The sequence below is a fragment of the Micromonospora sediminimaris genome (genome assembly GCF_016863575.1).
GTDB classification, from domain to species: Bacteria; Actinomycetota; Actinomycetes; order Mycobacteriales; family Micromonosporaceae; genus Micromonospora; species Micromonospora sediminimaris.
In genome coordinates, this window is the sequence record NZ_BOPD01000010.1 from 195,004 (window position 1) to 217,036 (window position 22,033).

The window sequence follows — 22,033 nt, forward strand, 5'->3', positions numbered from 1 at the left end:
GCCCTGATGTCGGCCGGTGAGCTGGTCGCGGGGGCCTTCCGCAGGCTCGCTCCCCGGCCCTACGCCCGTGCCCGCGTGGTGCTGTTTCCGCACGGTGGGGGCAGCGCGAGCTACTACCGCCCGTGGCTCACAGCAGCGCCCTGGGACGTCGAGTTCCTCGCCGTGCAGTACCCAGGTCGGGAGGACCGGTTTGCCGAACCGGTCCCTGCGGACATGCGTGGTCTGGTCGACACCCTCGCGGTGGACCTGCCGTTGGCCGGGCCGCCGACACCGACCGTTCTGTTCGGGCACAGCATGGGCGCGGTCGTCGCGTACGAAGTGGCCCGCCGTCTCACGGCGGCGGGTGACCCGCCGGCGGCGCTTGTGGTGTCCGGGCATCCCGCGCCGCACCTGGCCAGACCGGGTCAGGTGCATCTCGGCAGCGACGACGAGCTGATCGAGGAGTTGCGCCGCACCGAGGCGACCCATCTGGACATCCTCGACGACCCGGTGCTCATTCAGGCGTTTCTTCCGGTCATCCGGTCCGACTATCGCCTGAGCGAGACCTACCGGCCGCTGCCCGGTGTGCGGCTGCGGGCACCGGTCACCGTGCTCTACGGCGACCGGGATCCGGAGGTCACCGTCGCCGAGGCCACCGGCTGGCACGACGCCACCGACGGCGCGTGTGAGCTCCACGTCTTCCCTGGCGGTCACTTCTACCTGGACGAGCACCGTGACGCGGTGGTCGAGCTTCTCACGGCCCGTGCCCGCGCGATCTCCGCCACGTCGGCGGTGCCGTGGCCGTCCACCCCCTGACCCGGACCGACGAGCATCGCGCACGACACGAGTGGAATGAGGACGATATGTGTGGTATTGCCGGCTGGGTATCGTTCGACGCCGATCTGACGCGCCAGCGGGAAACGCTCGACGCGATGACCGAGACCATGGCCTGCCGCGGGCCGGACGACCGAGGGACGTTCGTGCGTACGCACGCCGCGCTGGGACACCGGCGCCTCGCGGTCATCGATCTGCCTGGCGGCGTGCAGCCGATGAGCGTGGGTACGCCCGCCGGTGAGGTGGCTCTGGTCTACTCGGGAGAGGTCTACAACTTCCGGGAGCTACGCGAACGGCTCACGGCGCTCGGGCACACCTTCCGGACCGAGAGCGACACCGAGGTCGTGCTCCACGGGTACCTGCAGTGGGCGGAGAGCGTCGTGGACCACCTGGAGGGCATGTACGCCTTCGCGGTCTGGGACGAGCGGGACCAGAAGCTGCTCCTCGTGCGTGACCGGATGGGGATCAAGCCACTGTTCTACTACCCGACGCCGGACGGGGTCCTGTTCGGTTCCGAGCCCAAGGCGATTCTGGCGAACCCGCTGGCGCCCAAGGTGGTGGACACCGACGGGCTGCGTGAGCTGTTCGCCCAGACGAAGGCACCCGGGTGGGCGCTGTGGAAGGGCATGCACGAGGTACTGCCCGGGGCGTTGGTCACGGTGGACCGCGCCGGGATCAGGCAGCGCGTCTACTGGCGCCTGCGTGCGGTCGAGCACACCGACAGCCTCGACGACACCGTGGCCCGGATACGTGACCTGCTCACCGACGTGATCGACCACCAGCTGATCTCCGACGTGCCGCAGTGCGTCCTGCTCTCCGGCGGCCTGGACTCCAGCGCGATCACCTCCATCGCCGCGCAGCGCCTCGGTTTGCGGGGCGAGCAGGTGCGCAGCTTCTCGGTGGACTTCGTCGGCCAGGAGGACAACTTCGTACCCGACGAGATGCGCGACACCCCGGATTCGCCGTTCGTGCGGGACGTGGTGGCCCACGTCGGGTCGGCACACCGGGACGTGGTGCTCGACCCGGCCGAGCTGTCCGACCCCGCGGTGCGGCGCGCTGCCGTGGCCGCCCGCGACATCCCGAACGGCTTCGGCGATCTCGACCTGTCGTTGTACCTGCTGTTCAAGGCGATCCGGCAGCACTCCACTGTGGCGTTGTCCGGGGAGGCGGCGGACGAGGTGTTCGCCGGGTACCCGTGGTTCCATCACGAGGCGGCCCTGAACGCCGGCACGTTCCCGTGGATGACCGTGATCCCGCCGCTGACCCTGCCGGGCCGTACTGATCACATCGAGGCGGGCCTGCGTGAGCGGCTCGACGTCGGCACCTACACGGCGGATCAGTACGCTGCGGCGCTCGCAGAGGTGGAGCACCTGGACGGGGAGTCCGCAGCGGAGCGACGCATGCGGATCGCCTGTCACCTGCACCTGACGCGGTTCGTGCGTGCCCTTCTCGACCGCAAGGACCGGCTGTCGATGGCGGTGGGGCTCGAGGTGCGGGTGCCGTTCTGCGACCACCGTCTCGTCGAGTACGTCTACAACACGCCCTGGTCGATGAAGGTCTCCGACGGCCGGGAGAAGAGCCTGCTGCGTCAGGCCGCCGCCCACGTACTGCCCCGGTCGGTGGTGGAGCGGGTCAAGAGCCCGTACCCGTCGACTCAGAACCCGGCGTACGCGGGAATCCTCCAACAGCAGGTGAAGGAACTGGTGGCCGACCGGGAAGCGAAGGTGTTCGCGTTGATCGATCGGAACTGGGCCCAACAGGCCGTGGCGCAGGACCCGACGGGGATGCCGGTGGCGATGCGTGGTGCCCTGGAGCGGGTGCTCGACCTGCACACCTGGTTGGATCTGCACTCGCCTCAGCTGCGGCTCTAGGCGCTCGCCAGAGGCCGACCGGGCAAGCTGTCCGCGGCGCGGCGGCTGGGCCGGGGGCGCATTCCGGTGTGCGCGGTATGTCAGTGAGACATGATCATGTCTCACTGACATATCTGTGTCGCCGGCAGCCAGCTGACGGCCGACATTCCTGGGCCACCGCGCCGCCCGGGCCGCTATCAGGTTCGCAGGGCCGGGTACCAGCTGACGCTGAACTCCGCCGGCGAACCGTAGGGCGGGATGCACAACGAGATGAACAGCTCCAACTGGCTCGGATCGACGGTGTCCTGCCGGTCCGGCCTCTTCGTGGTGGCCACGGGGGCGGTGTGCACTCCGGTGCGCTGCGGTTTGACTGCGGTGCGCGCCGGTAGCAGGCCGTCGATCATCGCTGCCAGTGCCCGTTGGTGGGTCTCCCGGGCGTTGAGTTCGCCCCATCGGTCGGCGATCGTCGCCAACCGTGGGTGTGTGTCGGCGGTCAGTTGGGCGATGACCTCGTCCTGGTGGGCGGTGCCGGGGTGAGCGCGGCGGCGGGAGTTGGCCACCCGGATGATCAGGTTTCCGACGATGTAGTACCAGATCGTGCGGTAGACGTGGTGTGCCTCGTCGGCGGAATGGCCGTAGTCGATCGCGGCGTCCAGCATCTCCTCCACGATCCACAGTGCCGAGGGGCCGATCAGGTTGTCGCTGGTCAACACCTCGACGATCCAGGGACGTTCGGCGAGGAGGTCGTAGAGCAGGACCGAAGCGGCGATCAGCCGTTCCCGGGGATCGGCGGGCAGGGCCGGCCGGGAGATGTCCCGGGCCTGCGACTCCATCACCTGGACCAGCAGTTCGTCCTTGTCGCGGATGTGGTGGTAGAGGGCCATCGGGGCGCTGCCCAGTTCGTTCGCCAGGCGGCGCATCGACAGCCGCTCTAGTCCTTCGTCCTGCAGGATCCGGGTCGCCGCGTCGATGATCGCTTCCAGAGACAGGCGTGGTGGTCGACCGACGCGCCGGCTGCGGGGTACATTTGCGGGCATTTTCCCATCCTTCAGCTGCGGCACCCTCCACGTTGCAGGGCGGCCGCCGGGTCGCGGGACCGGGCCCGGGCCGGACTTCCGGGGCCGGTGGGACGACCGTGTGCGGGCACGCGAGTCCGGCGACGGTGTGTTGTCCGGCCAGGGGCGGCACCCGACACGTGTGTTGTCGCGTGCCGCCCCTGGCCGTCACCGAGTGGGCCGCTCATGACGTACCGGCCGTCGGTCAGACCGCCTTTTCCGGCACGTCGACCAGCTCGCGGTCGTCCTGCTCGGCCTGGGTCGCCGGGCTGACGCGGGGAAGCACGACGAGCGCGATGACGGCGGCGACGATCCAGAGCCCGGCGCCGAGGGTCAGGGCGAAGGCGTACCCGTCGCTGAGCGCGCTGGGCGTGCCCTCCTTGCCGGAGTACTCGAAGGCGGCGGTGCTGAGCGCGGCGAGCCCGAGCGCGGCACCGATCTGACGGGAGCTGTTCAACAGGCTGGACGCCGTGCCGGTCTCGTGCTGAGCGACCCCGTGCGTGGCGGTGGAGACCATCGGCCCGAGGCAGAGCCCGAAGCCGACACTGGCGATCACCGACGGGACGAGGACGTCAGCGAGGAACGAGCCGTCGGAGTCGATCATGCCGAACCCGGCGAATCCGACCGCGCTGACCAGCGCGCCGGCGATCATCAGGGTGCGGGCGGGCACCTTGTAGCCGAGCTTGATGGCGATGACGGAGCCGACGACCACGCCGATCGCCAGTGGCAGGAACTTCAGCCCGGTCTCCGCCGGGCTGGTGCCGAGCACCCGCTGTAGATAGAGCGAGACGAAGTAGAAGGCCGAGGCCATGGTGGCGCCGAAGATGAGGTTGTAGGTGTTGGCGCCCGCGACCGAGCGGTTGGCCAACAGCCCGACCCGGACCAGGGGATCACGGGTGGTGGTCCGTTCGACGTAGACGAACGCGACGAGCAGCACGATGGCCGCCGCCAGGGTGCTGAGGGTGACCATCGAACTCCACGCGTACCGGTCCGTACGGACGATGCCGAGCACCAGCAGCGTCATGCCGCCGGTGGCCAGGAGAGCGCCCAGCACGTCCGGCCGGCCTTCGGGCGCGACCGGCAGATCCCTGGCGATGCCACGCCAGGTCAGGACCATGGCGAGCGCGGCCATCGGAGCGCTGACCCACATCACCCACTCCCAGCCGGCGTACTCGGTGAGCACGCCGCCGATCAGAACGCCGAGGGCGCCGCCCGCGGCATTCATCGCTGCCCACACGCCGAACGCCTTCACCCGGGCCTTGCCGCTCGGGAAGGTCGCGGTCAGCAACGCCAGCGCGGCGGGCGCCAGCATGGCGGCCCCGACACCCTGTGCGACGCGGGCAGCCACCAGGTGACCCGGTACGTCGGCGAAACCGCCCGCGAGGGAGGCGATGCCGAAGACGACAAGCCCGATGAGCAGGATCCGCTTGTGGCCGTACCGGTCGGCGATCTTGCCGCCGAGCAGGAGCAGCCCACCGAAGGCCAGGGCGTAGGCGTGGATCACCCAGGTCAGGCCCAGTTCGCTGAAGCCGAGGCTCTCGGCGATCTCCGGGAGACCGAGGTTCACGACTGACAGGTCCAGCGAAACCATGAACTGCACGACGGCCACCGCGGCCAGGGTGAGCCCTGGCCGGGCACCCCGGTCGAGTGCTGATTGTCCGTTGACTAATGCCTTGTTCGTCACCGCAAAACCGGTCCTCTGTCGTAGTGACGGGTAGCGTCCGACTTTTCGAACGCGTTCTGAAATTAACATCGGCCGTGGGCCGCTGTCTAGCGCGTCACGTGGAAGCAACCCGGTTGGTGGAGAAGGCATGATGGGGCGGTGCCCCAAGTCAATGCGCCGCGACTCAAAGCAGGCAGACCGCCGACGACATCTCGCGCCCAGATCCTGGCCGCCGCGCGTGGCCTCATCGATCGCAACGGGTGGGAGAGACTGACCATCCGCAAGCTGGCCGCCGAGATCGGCGTGGGGGCGACGACCCTCTACCATCACGTACAGGACAAAGAGGACCTTCTGTTCCTCTTGATCAACGAGTACGGAGAGCAGGTCTCCCACCCCGGTCTGCCGGAGGAGCCGCAGGAACGCGTCATCGCCGCGGCCGCCACGATCCACGACGCGCTGGCGGCCTGGCCGTGGGCCGCCGAGGTCCTCACCACCGACGGATTCATCGCCCGGCTGGGCGACTCGCCCCTGGGGTTGGTCGAGGCGGTCGTGGCCGGCGCCATCGACTACGGCTGCACCCCCGACCACGCCGTCTACGTCTTCCGCAGCATCTGGTACTACACGGTCGGGGAGATTCTCGTCCGATCACACACCGCGCGCCGGGGTGGCGGCGACGGGGGGAACCACCGAGGCGCGTTCTTCGGCAACATCGACCCCGAGAAACTGCCGCATCTCGCGGCGCTCGGTGACCGCTGGGCGGTGCTGGCGCCGCGCGACACCTATGTCGACGGCCTCCGCGCCCTCGTCGACGGGCTGCTCGCCCAAGGGGTCCAGGCCGAGTCGTAGCCGCGTCGGGTTGGGCGTCACGGCCCGCCGATCCGGCGGGCACCCCGGGGAGGTACGCGAACGTGCCCTCCCCGGAGTGCCGGCGGTGTCAGGCGACCGTGCAGGACGCCCCGTTGAGGGTGAACGAACTGGGCCTTGCGGCGTTACCGGTGTGGGTGGCCTGGAAGCCGATCGTCAACGATCCGTTGGCGGGGATGCTGGCGTTGTACGAGACGTTCCTCGCCGTCACCTGTCCCGAGGTGGGGGAGTAGGTGGCGTTCCAGCCGCCGGTGATGTTCTGACCACCGGGCAGGGTGAACACCAGTGACCAGCCGTTGATCGCGCTGGTGCCGGTGTTGGTGATGGTGATGTTCTCGGTGAGCCCGTTGTTCCACGCGTTGACGGCGACGGCAACCCGGCAGGCGGCCGGGCCCGGCGGCGGGGTGGTCGGGTTCGGCGGTGGCGTGGTGGGGTTCGGCGGTGGGGTGGTGGGGTTCGGCGGTGGCGTGGTCGGGTTCGGCGGCGGGGTGGTCGGGTTCGGGTTGGTCAGGCCGAAGAACTGCACGGCTGCCGCGGCCATGCCGCCGGAGGGCAGGCTGTGGCCGGCGCCCTGGATGCTGTACGCCTCGACCTGGACGGTGCCGCTGGTGTCGGCGAATCGACGGCGGTTCCAGTTGGCCTGCGGCGTGTCGGTGGAGGTGGGCGTCTGGCTGAGCCCGAACACGTTGGTCCACTGCTCGACGGCTTCCTGCAGCAGTGAGAACGGCACGAGCGTGTCGTTGGTGCCGTGCCACAGCTGCACCCGGGGGCGCGGACCGGAGTAACCCGGGTATGCCTGGCGCACCGCGTCGCCCCACTGCTGTGGGGTCCGGTTCATGTTGCCGCCGGTGCACTGGCTGCTGCCGGGTGGGTAGTCCGCAGCGTTGGCGAAGCAGTTGAACGGCACCCCCATGAACGCGGCACCGGCCTTGAACACGTCGGGGTAGAGGGCCAACATGTGGTTGGTCATCATCCCGCCGGACGAACTGCCCGTCGCGTAGACCCGGTCGGGGTCGGCGTTGTGCTGCTGTTGCGCGTACCGGATCATCGACATGATGGAGACCGGGTCGCTGCCGCCGCCGCGGCGCTTGGCGGCGTCCGACCAGACGTCGAAGCAGTTGCCGAAGCCGGCCTGCTGGGTGGCGGACGGGTAGATCACGATGAAGCCGTACCGGTCGGCCTGGCTGGCGAACTCGCTACCGGAGTAGAAGCCGGGGCCTGAGCCGCCGCAGCCGTGCATTGCCACCACCGTCGCCGGCCTGGCCGGGCGGTTGTCCGGTACGTAGATGTGCATGCGCATCCGGCCGGGGTTGTCGCCGAAGCTGGTCACCTCGGTCAGCGAGGCAGCGTACGCCGGACTGAACGTGGGGGCCACCAGGCCGGCCGCGACCAGCGACACGGCCATGCCGAGCAGTAATTTCCTTCTGATTTTCACGGACGACTCCTTCGAACGCCTGCTCGCAGGCTGGGATCGATCTGCACGTTTGTGCTCGCGGGTGCGCCCAACTCCCCGCAGTGATCACGGCGTGTCCACCTCTGGCTTGCCCTGCCCGGCTCCGTGTGGCGTCGTGTAGCAGATATTGTTCTCCTGGGCCCAGGAAGTGTCAATCGACGCAGCTCGATCAACTGTGGCTCCGCTCCTCGGCCGGGCCGCCGGACTGACGCATCGGCGTCCATCTACAGTCGATACCCCGTACCCGAGTCGAGTCCGGAGCGCCTGTGACTAGCCCGTTCCACATCGAGGAGATCTATTCCGACGACGGGAGCAACTCGCTCCGGATGCCGCGGCGACAGGTGGGCAACTCGCCCCAGGGCTTCGCGATGACGCTGTTGGCGGACTACACCCTGCGGACCCGCGCCGCGCTGCCCTCCGCCGCCATCGTCGCGCTGCTCACCGAGTCCGGGGTGACCACCGCCGGTGCCCGTACCGCGATCAGCCGGCTGGCCCGCCGTGGGGTGCTCGAAGGCAGTCGGCACGGACGCCGCAGCTCGTACCGGCTCAGCCGGGCGGCCGCCGCCAACCTCTCGAGCGGAGGCAACTGGATCCTCACCTCCACCACCGTCGCGGCGCCCTGGGACGGGTGCTGGACGATCGTTGCCTTCTCGCTGCCTCAGGATCGCAACGCCCAGCGGCGGGCGCTGCGCAGCCAACTCCGCTGGCTCGGATACGCGCCGCTCTACGACGGCCTGTGGATCTCGCCGTACGAACTGACGACGCGGGCGCGGGCACAGCTCGAACAGCTGACCCTCGGCACCGTCACGGTGTTTCGGGGCCGCCAGAACGTGCTGGGTTCGATAAGCGATCGTGCCCCCATCGAGGCATGGGACATCGACGCCATCACCCGGCACTACGCGGAGTTCCTGGACCGTTGGACATCGCTGCTGCCACTGGTCAGCTCCGGGCAGGTCGACGGCGCCGCGGCGGTCCGAGCGCGTACCGAGGTGATGGACACCTTCCGCCGCTTTCCCACCCTCGACCCCCAGCTACCGGTGGAACTGCTGCCGCCCGGCTGGCTCAGGCAGCCGGCGCGGGAGCTGTTCGCGGCCGTGTACGACGGTCTCGCGCGCCCCGCCGAGCAGCACGTCCGAGCGGTCGTCGGGCGATTCACCGACAGCGCGCCGCTCGGCATCCGGGCCCACACCACCGCCGACCTGATCGCCGGAGTGCGTGACGACGCCGGTGTCGGCCCGGCTGAAGCCGGGCAGGACGGCGGGTGGCAGAGCCCGGACCCGGCCGCCCACTGCGACGAGTTGACCGCGCGCGCCCCGGCAGAGCTGACCTGACGAGCCGGTGGCCAGGACCCGACCGTCAGGCCGGCGGGCGTCGCGCGCTGCGGCTCATGCCGCCGCGACGCGCGGCAGCGTCGCGGTGACCGTCCAGCCTCGATCGAGGTTCGGCCCGGCGTCGACCGAGCCGCCGAGCAGTTGGGCCCGTTCGCGCATTCCGATCAGCCCGAAGCCGGTGGGCCCGAAGGCCCGTGGACCAGGAACCTCTCCGTCGTCGCTGACCCGTAGCTGCACCACCTCATCGTCGCAGGCGACGCGCACCACGATGCGTGTCGCGTGCCGGGCGTGCCGGCGGGCGTTGGTGACCGATTCCTGGGCCAGCCGGTAGATCGCGGTGGCCACCGGCGCGGGCAACCCGTCGAGGTCACCGGAGAACTCCACCTCGACTGCCGGGCCCTGAGCGGAGCGGCCGGCCAGGTGTTCGAGGTCGGCGATGCGTGGGGCTGGCGTCCGGTCGGCCGGCTCGTCGCGGCGTAACACCCGCACCATCGCGCGCATCTCGACAAGCGCCCGGGTCGCCTCGGCCTCGATGATCCGCAACGCGTCGGCGGCAGCGGCCGGTTGCGTGTCGAGCACGGCCAGCCCGGCCTGGGCCCGGATCGCCATCGCGGACACGTGATGGGCGACGGTGTCGTGCAGATCGCGGGCCAGTCGCTCCCGCTCCAGCAGCTTCACCTGCTCGAACTCGCGTTGGCGGGCACGGGCCCGGTAACGCAGCGCGGCGCCGAGCGCGAGCGCGGCCGAGACCACCCCGGCCCCGGCCAGCGCGTCGCCCGGACCGAGGTGACCGGCCGCCGCCGACAGCGCGATCTTCGCGGCGACGATTGCCGCTCCGAGGGCCGCCGCACGCCCCGAGCCCCACCGCGACAGCGAGTACACCAGGATCAGCAGGTAGGCCAGCGTGTGCAGGCCGAGATCGCCGCCGACCACGGCCTCGCCGACGGCGCAGACCGGGAAGGCGACCGCGGCCATGAGCAACGGCCTGGTCCGTCGCCAGAGCAACACCGGGGCGAGGCCGACACCGATCAGGACCGGCACGAACGTCGGCGCCGGCAGATTCGCGCGTACGAGCCCCTCCAGCAGGGCCGTCGCCATGAACATGCCGACCAGCAGCCAGTCCCGCCATCCGCGCGGCGGACCCGCCGGGCGCGGCTCGTGCCACCACGCTCGCAGCAGCTCCCGCACCACCCGATCGTACGGGCGGCCGAACCTCGACCACCAGTGGCGACAGCGCCGCCGTCGCCGCGCGTCGCCGCGCCGCCGGCACGGTCATCCACCGTGGCCGGTGGGGCAACGCCTGACCGAGTTGTCCCGGCTTCGGCAGGCCGAACGGCCCTGCCACGCAGCCTCTCCCGGGGATCAGATGAGAGCGGACGTACCCGAGGAGGGGCTATGACACCTATGGACACCAGAGTCGACCTGGACCCGATCGACGTACGGTTTCGTGCCGGAGAGGCGTACGAGATCCGGGTACGCGATCACCGGTTGCTCGCCGACCAACCGGTCGACGCGGGTGGTGCGGACACCGCGCCCAGCCCCACGGAGCTCTTCGCCGCCTCGCTCGCCGCCTGCGTCGCGTTCTACGCCGGGCGTTACCTGACCCGGCACGGGCACGGTCGTGCCGGCCTGGCGGTGAGCGCGTCGTTCGAGATGGCCACCGACCGGCCGGCCCGGGTCGCGGCCATCCGGATCACCGTACGACCGCCGACCGACCTGCCGCCGGAGAAGTGGCCCGCGTTGCGTGCCGTGGCGAGCCACTGCACGGTGCACAACACCCTGCTTAACGCGCCCGAGATCGAGGTCGACATCGGGTGAACCGGCGACGATCCGGCACCGGCGACGCCGATGAGTCGACGGCGGCACCGCACCGACGCCGCCGACAACGATCGGGCCGATAGTTGATGGTCACCGATGGCTGTCGCTGTGACACTCCCCGTGGGGAGGCGAGATGACAGCCAGCCGAGAGGTGGGATTCGGGCCCGATCCGGTGCTGGTGGGCCGGGCAGCCGAGCTGGAGTCGCTGGACAGCGCGGTGGCCACCGTGCGCGCCGGGCGATCCGTGGCGGTCGAGGTGTGCGGCGAGGCGGGCCTGGGCAAGACCCGCATCCTCCGCGAGCTGGCCCGGCGGGCCACCGACGCCGGGCTGCTGGTCCGCCTCGGCCGGGCCACCCAGTACGAGCAGGGGGTGCCGTTCGGGCTCTACGCCGAGATGGTGGAGGCGGCCGGCAGCGGGCCGGACGACGCGGCGCAGCCGTCGGTGCCGGCGGCGGTGCGGCGGATGCTCACCCGGGCGCCGGAGCCGGGTGCCGCACTGCTGCTCGACGACGTGCACTGGGCCGACTCGGCGTCGCTGGAGCTGACCGAGCATCTGATCGGCAACCCTCCGCCGGTGCCGATGCTGCTCGCCGTGACGTTTCGCAGCGCCTGCCCGCCGGCGCGGCTGGTCAACGCCATCGCGCGGCTCGGCCCTGCGGCCACCCTCATCGACCTTCCGCCGTTGGACGTGGCAAGCCTGGACATTCTGCTGGCCGGCGTGCCACGTCGCCGCCGGGAGCTGATCCTGCGGGCCAGTCTCGGCAACCCGCTGTACATCCAGGCGCTGTCCCGGCTCGACGACACTGAACTGGACGGTCTGGTGTCCCTGGCTCGGCGGCAGGACCCGGTCGACGCCGACTGCCTCGCCGGATCGCGACGGTCCGTGCTGGCCGGGCTCGCCGCCGAGATCACCGCCCAGCAGCCGTCGGTGCAGCGGGTCGCCCACATCGCCGCGGTGGTCGGGGACCACACCACGATCGACCTCGTCGGGCACGTCGCCGGCCTGCCGATGCCCGTGGTCACCGCTGCGGTCGACCAGCTCGGGCGGCTCGGGTTGCTCGACGCGGACGGCGGTCGGCTGCGCTACCGGCATCCGTTGATGCGGGCCTCGGCGTACGCCTTGACCGGTGCGGCCTGGCGGTTCGAGGCGCACACCCGCACCGCCGGCTATCTGCGCGGCCGGCGGGCGTCCCGGCAGTTGGTGGCCCACCACACGGAACGGTCCGCCCGCCACGGTGACGAGACCGCCGTGGCCACGCTTGTCGACGCGGGTGTCGCGTTCGCGCACGAGGCCCCCGCCCAGGCGGCCCGCTGGCTCGGCACCGCGCTGCGCATCATGCCGGACATGGGTGCGCACGACGAGCGGCGTGCCGAGGTGGCGATGTGGTACGCCCGGGCCCTCGGCCGCAGCGGCGAGTTGGCCCGCAGTCGCGAGGTGCTCCAGCGGCTGCGTCGCGCCGAGGGGCCGGTGCAGAGGCGGGCCGAGACGTTCAGTGTGGCGGTGGCCCGGCAGCTCGGCGACTTCGCCGAGGCGGCCGCGACGCTCGGCACGCAGCTCGGGCGGGGCGGGCTCGACCCGGTCGAGGAGGCGAAGCTGCACGTGGAGCTGGCGGCCGTGGACGCGTTCCGGGAGGAGCCGACCTCGGCGGTGCACCACGCGCAGCGGGCCCTTGAACTGCTGGACGAGCGCCGGTCGGTGCTCGTGGCGGCGGCGCTGACGTTGCGGGCGCTGGCCACCCTGTACCTCGGCTGCGCCAGGTCGGCGCGCGAGCAGCTCGCTGCCGCCGTCGTCGCCGTGGACGCCACCGGCGACGCGGACCTGCGCCCGTACGTCGAGATCGTCTCACCGCTGGCGCTGGTGGAGATCCAGTTGGGCAACCTCGCCGACGCCGACCGACATCTCGCCCGGGCGAGACGGATCCTGGACGGCCTTGGGCCGAGCAGTGCCTCGCCGTACCTGCTCGTCATGGAGTCGCTTGTGCACACCCGCGCTGGCCGGCTCGCCCGTGCGGTGCGGGCCGCGGAGGAGGCGCGGGCCGCTGCCGAGCGGGTGGGCAGCACGGAGATGGCCGCGATGGCGGCGGCGGTCCGGCTACGCCCGGTGTTGTGGACCGCCGGCCCGGCTGCGGCCCTCGACACCGCCGGCCCCGCCTCGGCTCACCTCGACGCCGACCTGAGCGGTGCCGGGCCCGAGGTGGCGGTCGGGCAGCCACGGTCCCGGGCGTGGTGGCGGATAAACCGGGTGGAGCTGGCGCTGGCCAAGGCGGTCGCGGGCGACTGGGGTGGCGGCGCCGACCTGCTCATCGAACCGGCGGCACCGCCGTCGAGACATCCACCGGTGCTGGTGGCGCGGGACCTGGTCGCGGCCGTCGCCGCCGTCGGGCGAGGTGACCACACCACCGCCAGGCAGGTCGGTGAGCAGGCGGAACGCCGGGCGACGGCCGCCGGTCTGCCGTACGAGATCGGACTGGCCCGGTTCGCCCGGGCCTTCACCGCGTACCGGATGGCGGACCCGGAACGGGCGACGACGCTGGCGGAGAGCGCGGCGGCCTGCTTCGCGGCGGCCGGAACGCCGATGGAGGCAGCGTTGTCCTGCCACCTCGCCGGTGCCGCGTACCTCGTCGCGGGCCGGCCCGGCCCCGGCGCCGCGGCACTCGACCGCGCCGAGACCGGTTACCGGGCCTGCGGCGCCGGCTGGGCCGCATCCGTGCTCGCCGGACATCGTGCCGCCGGCCCGGCCCGTGCCGGACGACCGGGCGGTGATGCCGTCCTCACCGCCCGGGAGCGGGAGATCGCCGGCCTGGCGACGACCGGCCTGAGCAACAAGGAGATCGCCGCGCGGCTCTACCTCAGCCCACGGACCATCGAGTCCCACCTGAACCGGGTCTTCGCCAAGCTCCAGGTCCACTCCCGCACCGCGATGGCCCGCCGGCTCACCGAGGCTCTCGGCGACCACGGGCCACCTGCGTAGCCGCTTGCGTAGTTTCACGGATCCGCTCCGCTGGCGCGCTTTGCCACCCTGCCGGTACCCGATTCCGCAGGACGTGAGGGGTGATGATCGTGGACGGAAAACGCCGGTCCCGGCACCGGACCGCCATCGCGTGGTGGTCGCTACGGCGACGTTCCTGGATGGGCGTGCCGATGCTGATGGTGGTCGGGTTGCTGGGCGCGGTCCAACCGGCGATGGCCGCGCCGACCGGTTCGGCGGTGTCGGCTGCGGGGCCGGAAACCGGGTCGAGCGAGGCCTGGGAGCCACGACCCACGCTGCCCGGACCGGTGGTGGTGCCGCGTAAGGGCACCCGGCCGGCGCCGTTCACCAGCCGGACCGCACCGGTCAGTCCCAAGGCCCTGCCGGGGCAGGAGAAGGCGACCGGGAACGGGCTGCGGGCCGACGCCGGGTCCGCGGTCCGCAGCCGGACCGCCGGTGCCGGTCAGGACGCGGACTGGTACTGCCAGGAGCAGGTGGCGCGCCGGACGTCGGTCAACGCCGACGCCGACAACTACTCCGCGACCGTCGAGTATCTCGCCGAGCTGAGCTGCAACTTCTACCTCGACTACGCGTACGGTGTCGCCGGTGTCGTCGACCGCACCCCCGGCTACGACGGCACGTTGCTGTACGTGGGCTCGCCGTTCGCCTTCAACCGGTACTACTACGGGGCCACCAGCGGCGGCGTCCGGATCCCCGGTGACTTCTACGACGGTGGCCGCCAGGTGGAGATCCTCTTCGAGCTCTACCTGCTGGCGCCGGTCGGTTCCGCCTGGGGCGCCTGCGGCCCGCTGCCGGGCCTGCGCTACCTGCTCTGCGAGGGGCTCGGCACGGATCTGCTGCACATCGTCTTGGGCACTGGAACGTTCGACAGTGGACTGGCGGCGCCGGTGATCCGCTTTACCGCGCTGGGTGACTCGTACTCCGCCGGCACGGGGGCGCCGCCGTACCTGGGCCCGCCGAACCCGGGGATCTGCCGTCGCGCCAACGCCACCTACTCGATGCAGGTCCAGGGCGACCGCTTCCGGGGTCTGCCGATCGACCGGACGAACCTCAAGGCGTGTCACGGCGCGCGGATCAACGACCTGACCAACCGGCAGAGCCTGGAGGAGTTCGCCCAGGTCGACTACGTGAAGCCGTACACGAGGCTGGTGACGGTCACGATCGGTGGCAACGACCTCGGCTTCGCCGCGAAGCTGCGCGACTGCGCGCTGTCGGACTGCGGCGGTGCCCCACTGGTCACCCCGGCGGAGCTACAGGCCACCCAGACCCGGCTGGTCTCGCTCTACCAGAACATCCTCTCCCGGATGCGGTCCGACGCCGTGCTGGCGGTGCTGAGCTACCCGGCCTTCCTGCCGGTGCCGGGGGTGGATCCACTGCCCACGAGTAGCGGATGCTTCGGTACGAACGCCACCATCGACACCGCCGAACTCACCCGCATCGCCGAGGCCACGGCCCAGGCCCGTGACATGATCGCCGCAGCCGTCCGGGCGACAGGTGACGGGCGGATCGTCTTCGTGGATGCCTACGACGTGTTCCAGGGCCACCGCGTGTGCAGCGGTGATCCGTGGTCGAACGGGTTCGTGGTCGCCGACCCGGAGGATTCCTTCCACCCCAACGCCCGCGGCTACCGGGCCATGGCCGACCGGCTGCGCCAGGTGCTGGGCATCACCCTGTGACGTGACGCCGGCAGGGGCACCCGGTGCCCCTGCCGGCATCACCGTGGCGGCCGGTTGCCGGCCGCCTCACGTGGTCGCCAGGGCCTCGGTGGGGGAGAGGCGGGAGGCACGGATCGCCGGATACAGGCCGGCCAAGCCGCCGATGAGCAGCGTCGCGAGCACACCCCCGATCGTCGCCCAGGCCGGGACCACTGTCGGCCAGCCCTGGGAGAGCGCGTACCCGGAGGTCACCAGGATGCCCAGCAGCACCCCGCCAGCTCCGCCGAGGGCTGACAGCAGCAGCGATTCGGCGAGGAACTGGGTGCGGATCTGCCCCCGGGTGGCACCCAGCGAGCGGCGCAGCCCGATCTCCGAGCGCCGCTCCAGCACCGAAATGACCATGGTGTTGGCCACTCCGACGCCACCGACGAGCAGGGCCACCGCGCCCAGCCCCAGCAGCAGCGCGGTGAACGTCTCGTCAGTGGCCTGGGCGGCGGCCAACGCGTCCGAGGGGCGGGAGACATCGACCTCGTTGGGTGCCTCCGGATTGGCGGTCGCCCCGAGCACCGCGCGGACCGCCTCGACCTGGTCGGCTTCGGTACGGGTGTAGACGGTGGTCGGGTGACCGTCGAAGCGCAGGTGGTTCGCGGCGACGGCCCAGCCGACCAGGGCCGAGCTGTCCAGCTCCGGTGCCAGCGGTGCCGGAGCGAGGATGCCCACCACGGTGAACCAGCGATCACCGAGCCACACCTGCACGTCCGGGCCGGCGGCACCCAGCCCGAGCCGCTCGGCGGTGGTCGCGCCGAGCACCACCGCCGGGTACCGGGCGGTGGCCTCGTTCAGCCAGGTGCCGCTGGCCACCTCGCCGCCGACGGTGTCCAGGAGCCCGAGCTGGGTCGCCCGTACCGCGATGCCGCCGGTCTCCGCCTGCGGGATGCGGTCGGTGCGGTAGACCTTGGCGTCGGCGATCTGACCGGTGGCCGCCACCTGCGTCACCGGACCGATCCGGCCGATCATCGCCATCGAGTCCGCAGGTAGTTGGGCGTCCGCACCGAAGAGGGTCCGGCCCGGTGACACGGTGAGCAGGTTGGTGCCGAGCGCGGCCAGGGTACGGTCCAGTTCGGCGCGCGAGGACGACGAGATGCCGACCACGGAGATCATCGCGGCGATACCGATGGCGATGCCCAGCGCGGAGAGGAAGGCCCGCAGCGGGCGGGTCCGGAGCCCGACGCCGCCTACCCGCACCACGTCGGCGGCGGGCATCCGGGCCGGGGTGAGCTGCGCGCCCGGCCGGTTCTGCAAGGTCACCGACATGTCAGCTCACCCCGCTCGACACGAGCCGCGAATCCGCGCAGATCCGTCCGTCGCGCATCCGCACCTGCCGCGGCAGGGCGGCGGCGATCTCCCGGTCGTGGGTGATCACGACAACTGTGGTCCCGGCCCGGTGCAGCTCGTGCAGCAGGTCGAGCACGGCCGCGCCGGAGCCGGTGTCGAGGTTGCCGGTCGGTTCGTCGGCGAGCAGCACGGCGGGCTCACCGACGACCGCACGGGCCACCGCGACCCGTTGCCGTTCGCCGCCGGAGAGTTCGTGCGGCCGGTGCCCGAGCCGGTGCCCGAGACCGACCCGATCCAGCGCGGCCTCCGCCCGCCGCCGCCGCTCCCGGCGGGGTACGCCGGCATAGAGCAGTCCGTCCGCCACGTTGTCCACCACCGGTACGCCCGGGGCCAGGTGGAACTGCTGGAACACGAAGCCGATGCGGGTGGCGCGCAACGTGGAGAGTTGCCGGTCGGACAGCTGCGCCACCTCGTGACCGTCGATCACCACCGTGCCCGAGGTCGGCTCGTCCAGCGTGCCGATCACGTTGAGCATCGTCGACTTGCCGGAACCGGACGGGCCGACGATGGCCACCAACTCGCCGTACCCGACGCGCAGCGACACCTCGGCGAGCGCGACCACATCGTCGCCGTACCGCTTGCCGACCTGGTCGAGCACGACCACGTCCCCGCTCACCGGGGCATCCCGACGGTGGTGCCCTCGACGATTCCGTCGCCGGTGATCTCGACCCGACCGTCGGCGAACAGTCCGGTGGTGACCGCGACGATCCGGCTGGTTCCGTCTTCGAGAACCTCCAGGCCGTAACCGCCCTCGGCGAGCGCCAGCAGCGCGGCCACCGGCACGGTCAGCACGTCCGCACGCTCGCTGACCGTGAAGGTGACCTCGGCGGACGCACGGTCGAATTCGGCCAGTGCCGACTGATCCTCGACCGCGATCGTCACCTCGATCTTCGTCTCGGCGCTGGTGTCGCCACCGGCGTCCGCAGAACCGTTGCGGATCACCGTCTCGACGGTGTCGATCTTCCCGGCCACCTGCCGGCCGTCGGGCAGGGTGACCTGCACCGTCGTGCCACGTTCGGCGAGACGCTGGTCGTCGACGTCGAGTTCGGCGGTGACCAGCCGGCTGGTGCCGGTGTAGGTGAGCACCGCCTGCCCCGGCTGGATGGCCGCGCCCACGTCCAGTTGGTGACCCTCCACCCGGACGGCACCGTCGGCGAAGACGATGCGACCCAGCTCGACGCGGCCGGTCTCCGGCACGCCGAGGTCGTCCTGCCAGGCACGGACCGCCTTGGCGGTGGCCCAGGTGTACGCGTCGTCGACGGTGAAGCCGGAGTAGCCGAGGGCCGTCAGGTTTCGTTCCAACTGTTTGACGTCGGCACCCTCGACGCCGGGTCGCAGCGTCCGGTAGGCGGGCAGCCGTCCGTACAACAGGACCACCGGGTCGTTGTCGACGGCGTAGAGGGCTTTGCCGCGCGCCACGGTGGCGCCGGTGTCGGGCAGTGCGGTGAGCGTGCCGGGCAGCCGGCTGGTGGCGGTTCGGCTGGGCCCGTATCCCAGCTCCCCATCGATGGTCTCGGCGTCGGCGAGGGTGTGTCGGGTGACGGCGGCGCTGCCGGGCGCGGCGGTGCGGGCCTCGACCGAGCCGTCGCCGGAGCCACCACCGAAGCCGACCGCCGCGGCCACACCGGCTCCGGCGACGAGGACCAGCGCCGCGCCACCGGCGGCGGGCAGGCGGGTGCGACGGGTCACCGGCCGCCCCCGAACTGCGGGGCGTGCTGACGGCACGCCTCCAAGGCGGAGCGGAACGCCGGGTCGTCCGGGTCGATTCCCAGGGCGTCCCGCTGGATCTGGATGCGGCCGTCCGCTGCCGGGTCCGGGAAGTCCGGCACCCCGTTCTCGCGCATGCACCGGGCCATCACCCGCATCTGTTCGAGCTGTTCGGCGTCGAGCTGCGCCGCCTGCCCACCGTTGGGCAACAGGTGGCGGCACTTTTCCATGCCGGCCTCGACCTGCTTCGGGTCGACGTCGCCGTCGAACCGGAACATCGGCCCGTTGCCGGCCTCCGGGTCGGGCATCTCCACCCCGCTCTCCCGCATGCATCTGGCGAATTCCAGTCTTCGTTCGGCGTCGCTGCCGTCGGCGCCGGTCGCCGAGGCGGAGGCGGTCGCGGCGGCGCCGCCGGCGGTGGCCACCCCGGTACGGTCGCCGTCCTGGCCGGCGCAGCCGGCGAGCGCCAGGATCAGCAGTACGGGAAGCGTGAGTGTGCTTCGTCGCATCGTCGGTGTCCTCTCCGGTGTCCGACGACGGTCGCCGGACACCGGACCAGTGCATCCGCGGTGACGTATCGCGGGCGTAACCGATCACGTTTACGGCGGCGTTATCTGCGGTCGCGGCACCATGGACCGGTGCGAGTGCTGGTGGTCGAGGATGAGGACGTGTTGGCCGACGCCATCGCGGAGTGGCTGCGCCGGGAGGCGTTCGCGGTCGATGTCGCGTACGACGGCGATGCCGCGTTGGAACGGCTCGGGGTGAACGAGTACGCGGTGGTGGTGCTCGACCGGGACCTGCCGGTGGTGCACGGCGACGACGTGTGCCGGGCGATCGTGGACTCCGGGGGTGACACCCGGGTGCTGATGCTCACCGCGGCCGCGGCGGTACGTGACCGGGTGGCCGGCCTCGCCCTGGGCGCCGATGACTACCTGGTGAAGCCGTTCGCGCTTGTGGAGTTGGCCGCCCGGGTGCACGCGCTGACCCGGCGGGCCCGGCCCGCCGCGCCACCGACGTTGCGCCGGGCGGGCATCGCGGTGGACCCGGGCCGCCGCGAGGTGTACCGCGACGGTCGCTACGTGCCGCTGTCGCGCAAGGAGTTCGCGGTGCTGGCCGAGTTGCTGCGTGCCGACGGTGCGGTGGTCTCCGCCGAGGAACTGCTGGAGCGGGCGTGGGACGAGCACATCGATCCGTTCACCAACGTGGTCCGGGTCACCGTGATGAAGCTGCGGCGCAAGCTCGGCGATCCTCCGGTGATCGAGACCGTGCCCGGCACGGGGTACACGATCCGGTGAAGCGACTGACTCTGCGGGCCCGCCTCACCCTGGTCTACGGCGGTCTTCTCCTGCTCGCCGGCATCGTCCTGCTCGGCGTCACGTACGTGCTGGTGGACCAGCGGATGCCGCAGCCGATGCGCGCCGAGTTGCCGGACAGCGCCACCGTGGTGACCCGGATGCCGACGTCGATGGAGGACCTCGACAAGATCCGCATGTTGATCCAGGACGTGCAGAGCGAGGCCAAGCGCTCCGCCCTGGAGTCGCTGCTCACCCAGGGCGGCCTCGCGCTGGTGGTGGTCTCGGCGGCGGCCGTGGTGATCGGTTGGCTGGTCGCCGGCCGGGCGCTGCAACCATTGCACCAGATCACCGGGACGGCCCGCCGGATCGCCGGGGCCGACTCCGCCGGACGTGGTTTGCACGAACGGATCGCGTTGACCGGCCCCCGCGACGAGGTGCGGGAGTTGGCCGACACGTTCGACCAGATGCTGGAGCGGCTGGACCGGTCGTTCGACGGCCAACGCCGGTTCGTGGCGAACGCCTCCCACGAGTTGCGTACGCCGCTGGCGTTGAACCGGGCGCTTGTGGAGCTGGCGGTCAGCCGACCGGACGCTCCGGACGAGGTTCGTCGGCTCGGCGAGGCGTTGCTGTCGGTGAACGAACGGCACGAGCGGCTGATCGACGGTCTGCTCACCCTCGCCGACTCGGAGAGCGAGGTGACCGAGCGTGCGGTGGTCGACCTCGCCGAGATCGCCGCCCACGTGGTCGAGCAGGTGACGCCTGGGCATCCCGGTGTTGCGGTGCACCGCTCGTTGGAACCGGTCCGCACGGTCGGCGACCCGGTGCTGCTGGAGCGGCTGGTGTTCAACCTGGTGGAGAATGCCCTGCGGCACAACGTGCCGGCGGGCGGCTGGGTGCGGGTGCGTACCGGGCAGGTGGCCGGGCGTCCCACGCTGGTCGTGGTCAACACCGGGCCGGTGATCCCGAGCTACGACGTGGAGACGATGTTCCAGCCGTTTCGGCGGCTCAGCCGGGAGCGGGTCGCCGGCACCCGGGGCTTCGGGCTCGGGCTGTCGATCGTGCGGGCGGTGGCCCGGGCCCACGGCGGCGTCGCCGAGGCTGAACCACGCCCCGACGGCGGCCTGACCGTGACGGTGACACTGCCGTCGTCCACGCCGTGACGGTGATGTCGCCGCGTCGGCTCGCCGGGTGACGTCGCTCAGCGGAGTCCGGACACCAGGCGGGCGACGTCCTCGGCGCAGCCGTAGGAGAGCGTCACGCCGGCGCCGCCGTGGCCGTAGCAGTGCACCACCGGACCACGACCGGTGACCTCGACCTCCAGCCGAACGCTCGGACGGCCGGGTCGTAGTCCGACCCGGTGGCCGAGGATCCGCGCGTCGCGCAGCGCGGGTACGAGTTCGGCGCAGCGGTCGACGATGCCGCTGGCCGTGTCCGCCCGAACGGTCAGGTCCTCGTCGCCGTCGTCGGCGGTGCCACCGAGCAGCACCGTGTCACCCCGGGGTACGACGTAACGCAGCTGCTCTGGATCGGACTGGTCGAGAACCCACTCGCGCAGGCCGAACTGGGCGACGACGACCACCTGCCCCCGCACCGGAGAGAGGTGTACGTCACCGACCAGTTCCCTGGACCCGAGCCCGGTGCAGTTGACCACGGCGTCCACGCCCACGAAGGCGTCGGCCAGCTTCTCGTACCGCCCGGCGCGGACCGTGACCCCGGCGGCGGTCGCCTCGCCGAGCAGCCAGGGCAGGTGGACCGCCATGTCCGCCACCGGGACGGTCAGCTCGAAACCGTCGGCGTAGCCGGTCGGTAGTCGTTCGGCGGCGACCCGGGCCAGGTCCGACACCGCGTCCCGCCACCACGGCTCGGCGGCGGGCCGACGGAACAGCTCCCGACCCAGGCGCATCCGCACGCCGGTGCGCCGATCGGCGGCCAGGCCACGCAGGGTGGTGTAGGTGGACGCCGACCAACGGGTCACCTCCGCCGCCGGGTACGCGCGGTAGGGATACCAGAGTGCCGCCGCGGTCGCCGATGTCGTGTCGTCGCCCGTCCGGGCGGCAACCACGTCCACGTCATGGCCGTCGCGTGCCAGGCGCAGCGCACTCGTCAGACCGACGACGCCGGCACCGACCACCCGGACCCTCATGC

18 protein-coding genes are annotated in these 22,033 nt (G+C 71.5%); 9 read left to right on the forward strand and 9 right to left on the reverse strand.

The genetic code is table 11. The features are described from left to right. The first annotated feature begins 6 nt into the window (after positions 1–6). Together Vse01_RS09120 and asnB are read left to right on the forward strand one after the other, a co-directional pair. Positions 7–795, forward strand: a complete 789-nt coding sequence (locus tag Vse01_RS09120; protein ID WP_093406788.1) for a thioesterase II family protein — start codon at positions 7–9, stop codon at positions 793–795. Between the two features lie 47 nt (positions 796–842). Further along, positions 843–2,684, forward strand: a complete 1,842-nt coding sequence (gene asnB, locus Vse01_RS09125) for an asparagine synthase (glutamine-hydrolyzing) (RefSeq protein ID WP_093406786.1) — start codon at positions 843–845, stop codon at positions 2,682–2,684. Positions 2,685–2,860: 176 nt separating this feature from the next. Here asnB and Vse01_RS09130 read toward each other — a convergent pair whose 3' ends face one another. Continuing rightward, the gene (locus tag Vse01_RS09130) at positions 2,861–3,700 is read right to left on the reverse strand and encodes a TetR/AcrR family transcriptional regulator (protein ID WP_093407137.1); all 840 of its coding nucleotides are present in this window, start codon (positions 3,698–3,700) and stop codon (positions 2,861–2,863) included. 223 nt (positions 3,701–3,923) lie between these two features. Further along, positions 3,924–5,327 carry an MFS transporter gene (locus Vse01_RS09135; protein ID WP_198413194.1) on the reverse strand — a complete coding sequence of 468 codons (1,404 nt, stop codon included), beginning with the start codon at positions 5,325–5,327 and terminating at the stop codon, positions 3,924–3,926. Positions 5,328–5,540: 213 nt separating this feature from the next. Here Vse01_RS09135 and Vse01_RS09140 point away from each other — a divergent pair, with 213 nt between their 5' ends. Continuing rightward, positions 5,541–6,227 carry a TetR/AcrR family transcriptional regulator gene (locus Vse01_RS09140; RefSeq protein WP_093406783.1) on the forward strand — a complete coding sequence of 229 codons (687 nt, stop codon included), beginning with the start codon at positions 5,541–5,543 and terminating at the stop codon, positions 6,225–6,227. 88 nt (positions 6,228–6,315) lie between these two features. On the opposite strand, the gene Vse01_RS09145 is transcribed toward Vse01_RS09140, so the two are convergent. Continuing rightward, positions 6,316–7,680 (reverse strand): extracellular catalytic domain type 1 short-chain-length polyhydroxyalkanoate depolymerase, encoded by a 1,365-nt coding sequence (locus Vse01_RS09145; RefSeq protein ID WP_170863490.1) that lies wholly within the window; start codon positions 7,678–7,680, stop codon positions 6,316–6,318. A 284-nt stretch (positions 7,681–7,964) separates the two neighbouring features. Between Vse01_RS09145 and Vse01_RS09150 the strand changes: the two genes are divergently transcribed. Further along, positions 7,965–9,029 (forward strand): PaaX family transcriptional regulator, encoded by a 1,065-nt coding sequence (locus Vse01_RS09150; protein WP_093406778.1) that lies wholly within the window; start codon positions 7,965–7,967, stop codon positions 9,027–9,029. Positions 9,030–9,083: 54 nt separating this feature from the next. On the opposite strand, the gene Vse01_RS09155 is transcribed toward Vse01_RS09150, so the two are convergent. Beyond that, positions 9,084–10,217, reverse strand: a complete 1,134-nt coding sequence (locus Vse01_RS09155; protein ID WP_093407135.1) for a sensor histidine kinase — start codon at positions 10,215–10,217, stop codon at positions 9,084–9,086. 207 nt (positions 10,218–10,424) lie between these two features. Between Vse01_RS09155 and Vse01_RS09160 the strand changes: the two genes are divergently transcribed. The 3 genes from Vse01_RS09160 (at position 10,425) to Vse01_RS09170 (ending at position 15,512) form a co-directional block, all read left to right on the forward strand. After that, positions 10,425–10,847, forward strand: a complete 423-nt coding sequence (locus Vse01_RS09160) for an OsmC family protein (RefSeq protein ID WP_232511314.1) — start codon at positions 10,425–10,427, stop codon at positions 10,845–10,847. 133 nt (positions 10,848–10,980) lie between these two features. Further along, complete coding sequence (locus Vse01_RS09165; protein ID WP_093406773.1) at positions 10,981–13,818, forward strand: helix-turn-helix transcriptional regulator; 2,838 nt, start codon at positions 10,981–10,983, stop codon at positions 13,816–13,818. Positions 13,819–13,907: 89 nt separating this feature from the next. Beyond that, positions 13,908–15,512: a GDSL-type esterase/lipase family protein gene (locus Vse01_RS09170; protein WP_139233170.1), complete on the forward strand. Its 1,605-nt coding sequence runs from the start codon at positions 13,908–13,910 to the stop codon at positions 15,510–15,512. A gap of 66 nt (positions 15,513–15,578) precedes the next feature. Here Vse01_RS09170 and Vse01_RS09175 read toward each other — a convergent pair whose 3' ends face one another. From Vse01_RS09175 to Vse01_RS09190, 4 genes are read right to left on the reverse strand one after another with little or no spacing between them, the layout of a single operon-like run. Further along, positions 15,579–16,805: an ABC transporter permease gene (locus Vse01_RS09175; protein WP_093406768.1), complete on the reverse strand. Its 1,227-nt coding sequence runs from the start codon at positions 16,803–16,805 to the stop codon at positions 15,579–15,581. A 1-nt stretch (position 16,806) separates the two neighbouring features. After that, positions 16,807–17,502 (reverse strand): ABC transporter ATP-binding protein, encoded by a 696-nt coding sequence (locus tag Vse01_RS09180; protein WP_093406765.1) that lies wholly within the window; start codon positions 17,500–17,502, stop codon positions 16,807–16,809. Continuing rightward, complete coding sequence (locus Vse01_RS09185) at positions 17,499–18,575, reverse strand: peptidoglycan-binding protein (RefSeq protein ID WP_139233169.1); 1,077 nt, start codon at positions 18,573–18,575, stop codon at positions 17,499–17,501. The genes Vse01_RS09180 and Vse01_RS09185 overlap by 4 nt, the downstream gene beginning before the upstream one ends. Next, a complete protein-coding gene (locus tag Vse01_RS09190; protein WP_139233168.1) occupies positions 18,572–19,102 on the reverse strand; it encodes a hypothetical protein in 531 nt (176 codons plus the stop codon). Before Vse01_RS09190 ends, Vse01_RS09185 begins: the two co-directional genes overlap by 4 nt. A 129-nt stretch (positions 19,103–19,231) precedes the next feature. On the opposite strand from Vse01_RS09190, the gene Vse01_RS09195 reads away from it, so the two are divergent. Both Vse01_RS09195 and Vse01_RS09200 read left to right on the forward strand, forming a co-directional pair. Then, a complete protein-coding gene (locus Vse01_RS09195) occupies positions 19,232–19,888 on the forward strand; it encodes a response regulator transcription factor (RefSeq protein WP_170863489.1) in 657 nt (218 codons plus the stop codon). Continuing rightward, positions 19,885–21,048 (forward strand): sensor histidine kinase, encoded by a 1,164-nt coding sequence (locus tag Vse01_RS09200; protein ID WP_093406757.1) that lies wholly within the window; start codon positions 19,885–19,887, stop codon positions 21,046–21,048. Before Vse01_RS09195 ends, Vse01_RS09200 begins: the two co-directional genes overlap by 4 nt. 38 nt (positions 21,049–21,086) lie before the next feature. Here Vse01_RS09200 and Vse01_RS09205 read toward each other — a convergent pair whose 3' ends face one another. Further along, the gene (locus Vse01_RS09205; protein ID WP_093406755.1) at positions 21,087–22,031 is read right to left on the reverse strand and encodes an FAD-dependent oxidoreductase; all 945 of its coding nucleotides are present in this window, start codon (positions 22,029–22,031) and stop codon (positions 21,087–21,089) included. Positions 22,032–22,033: the final 2 nt, after the last annotated feature.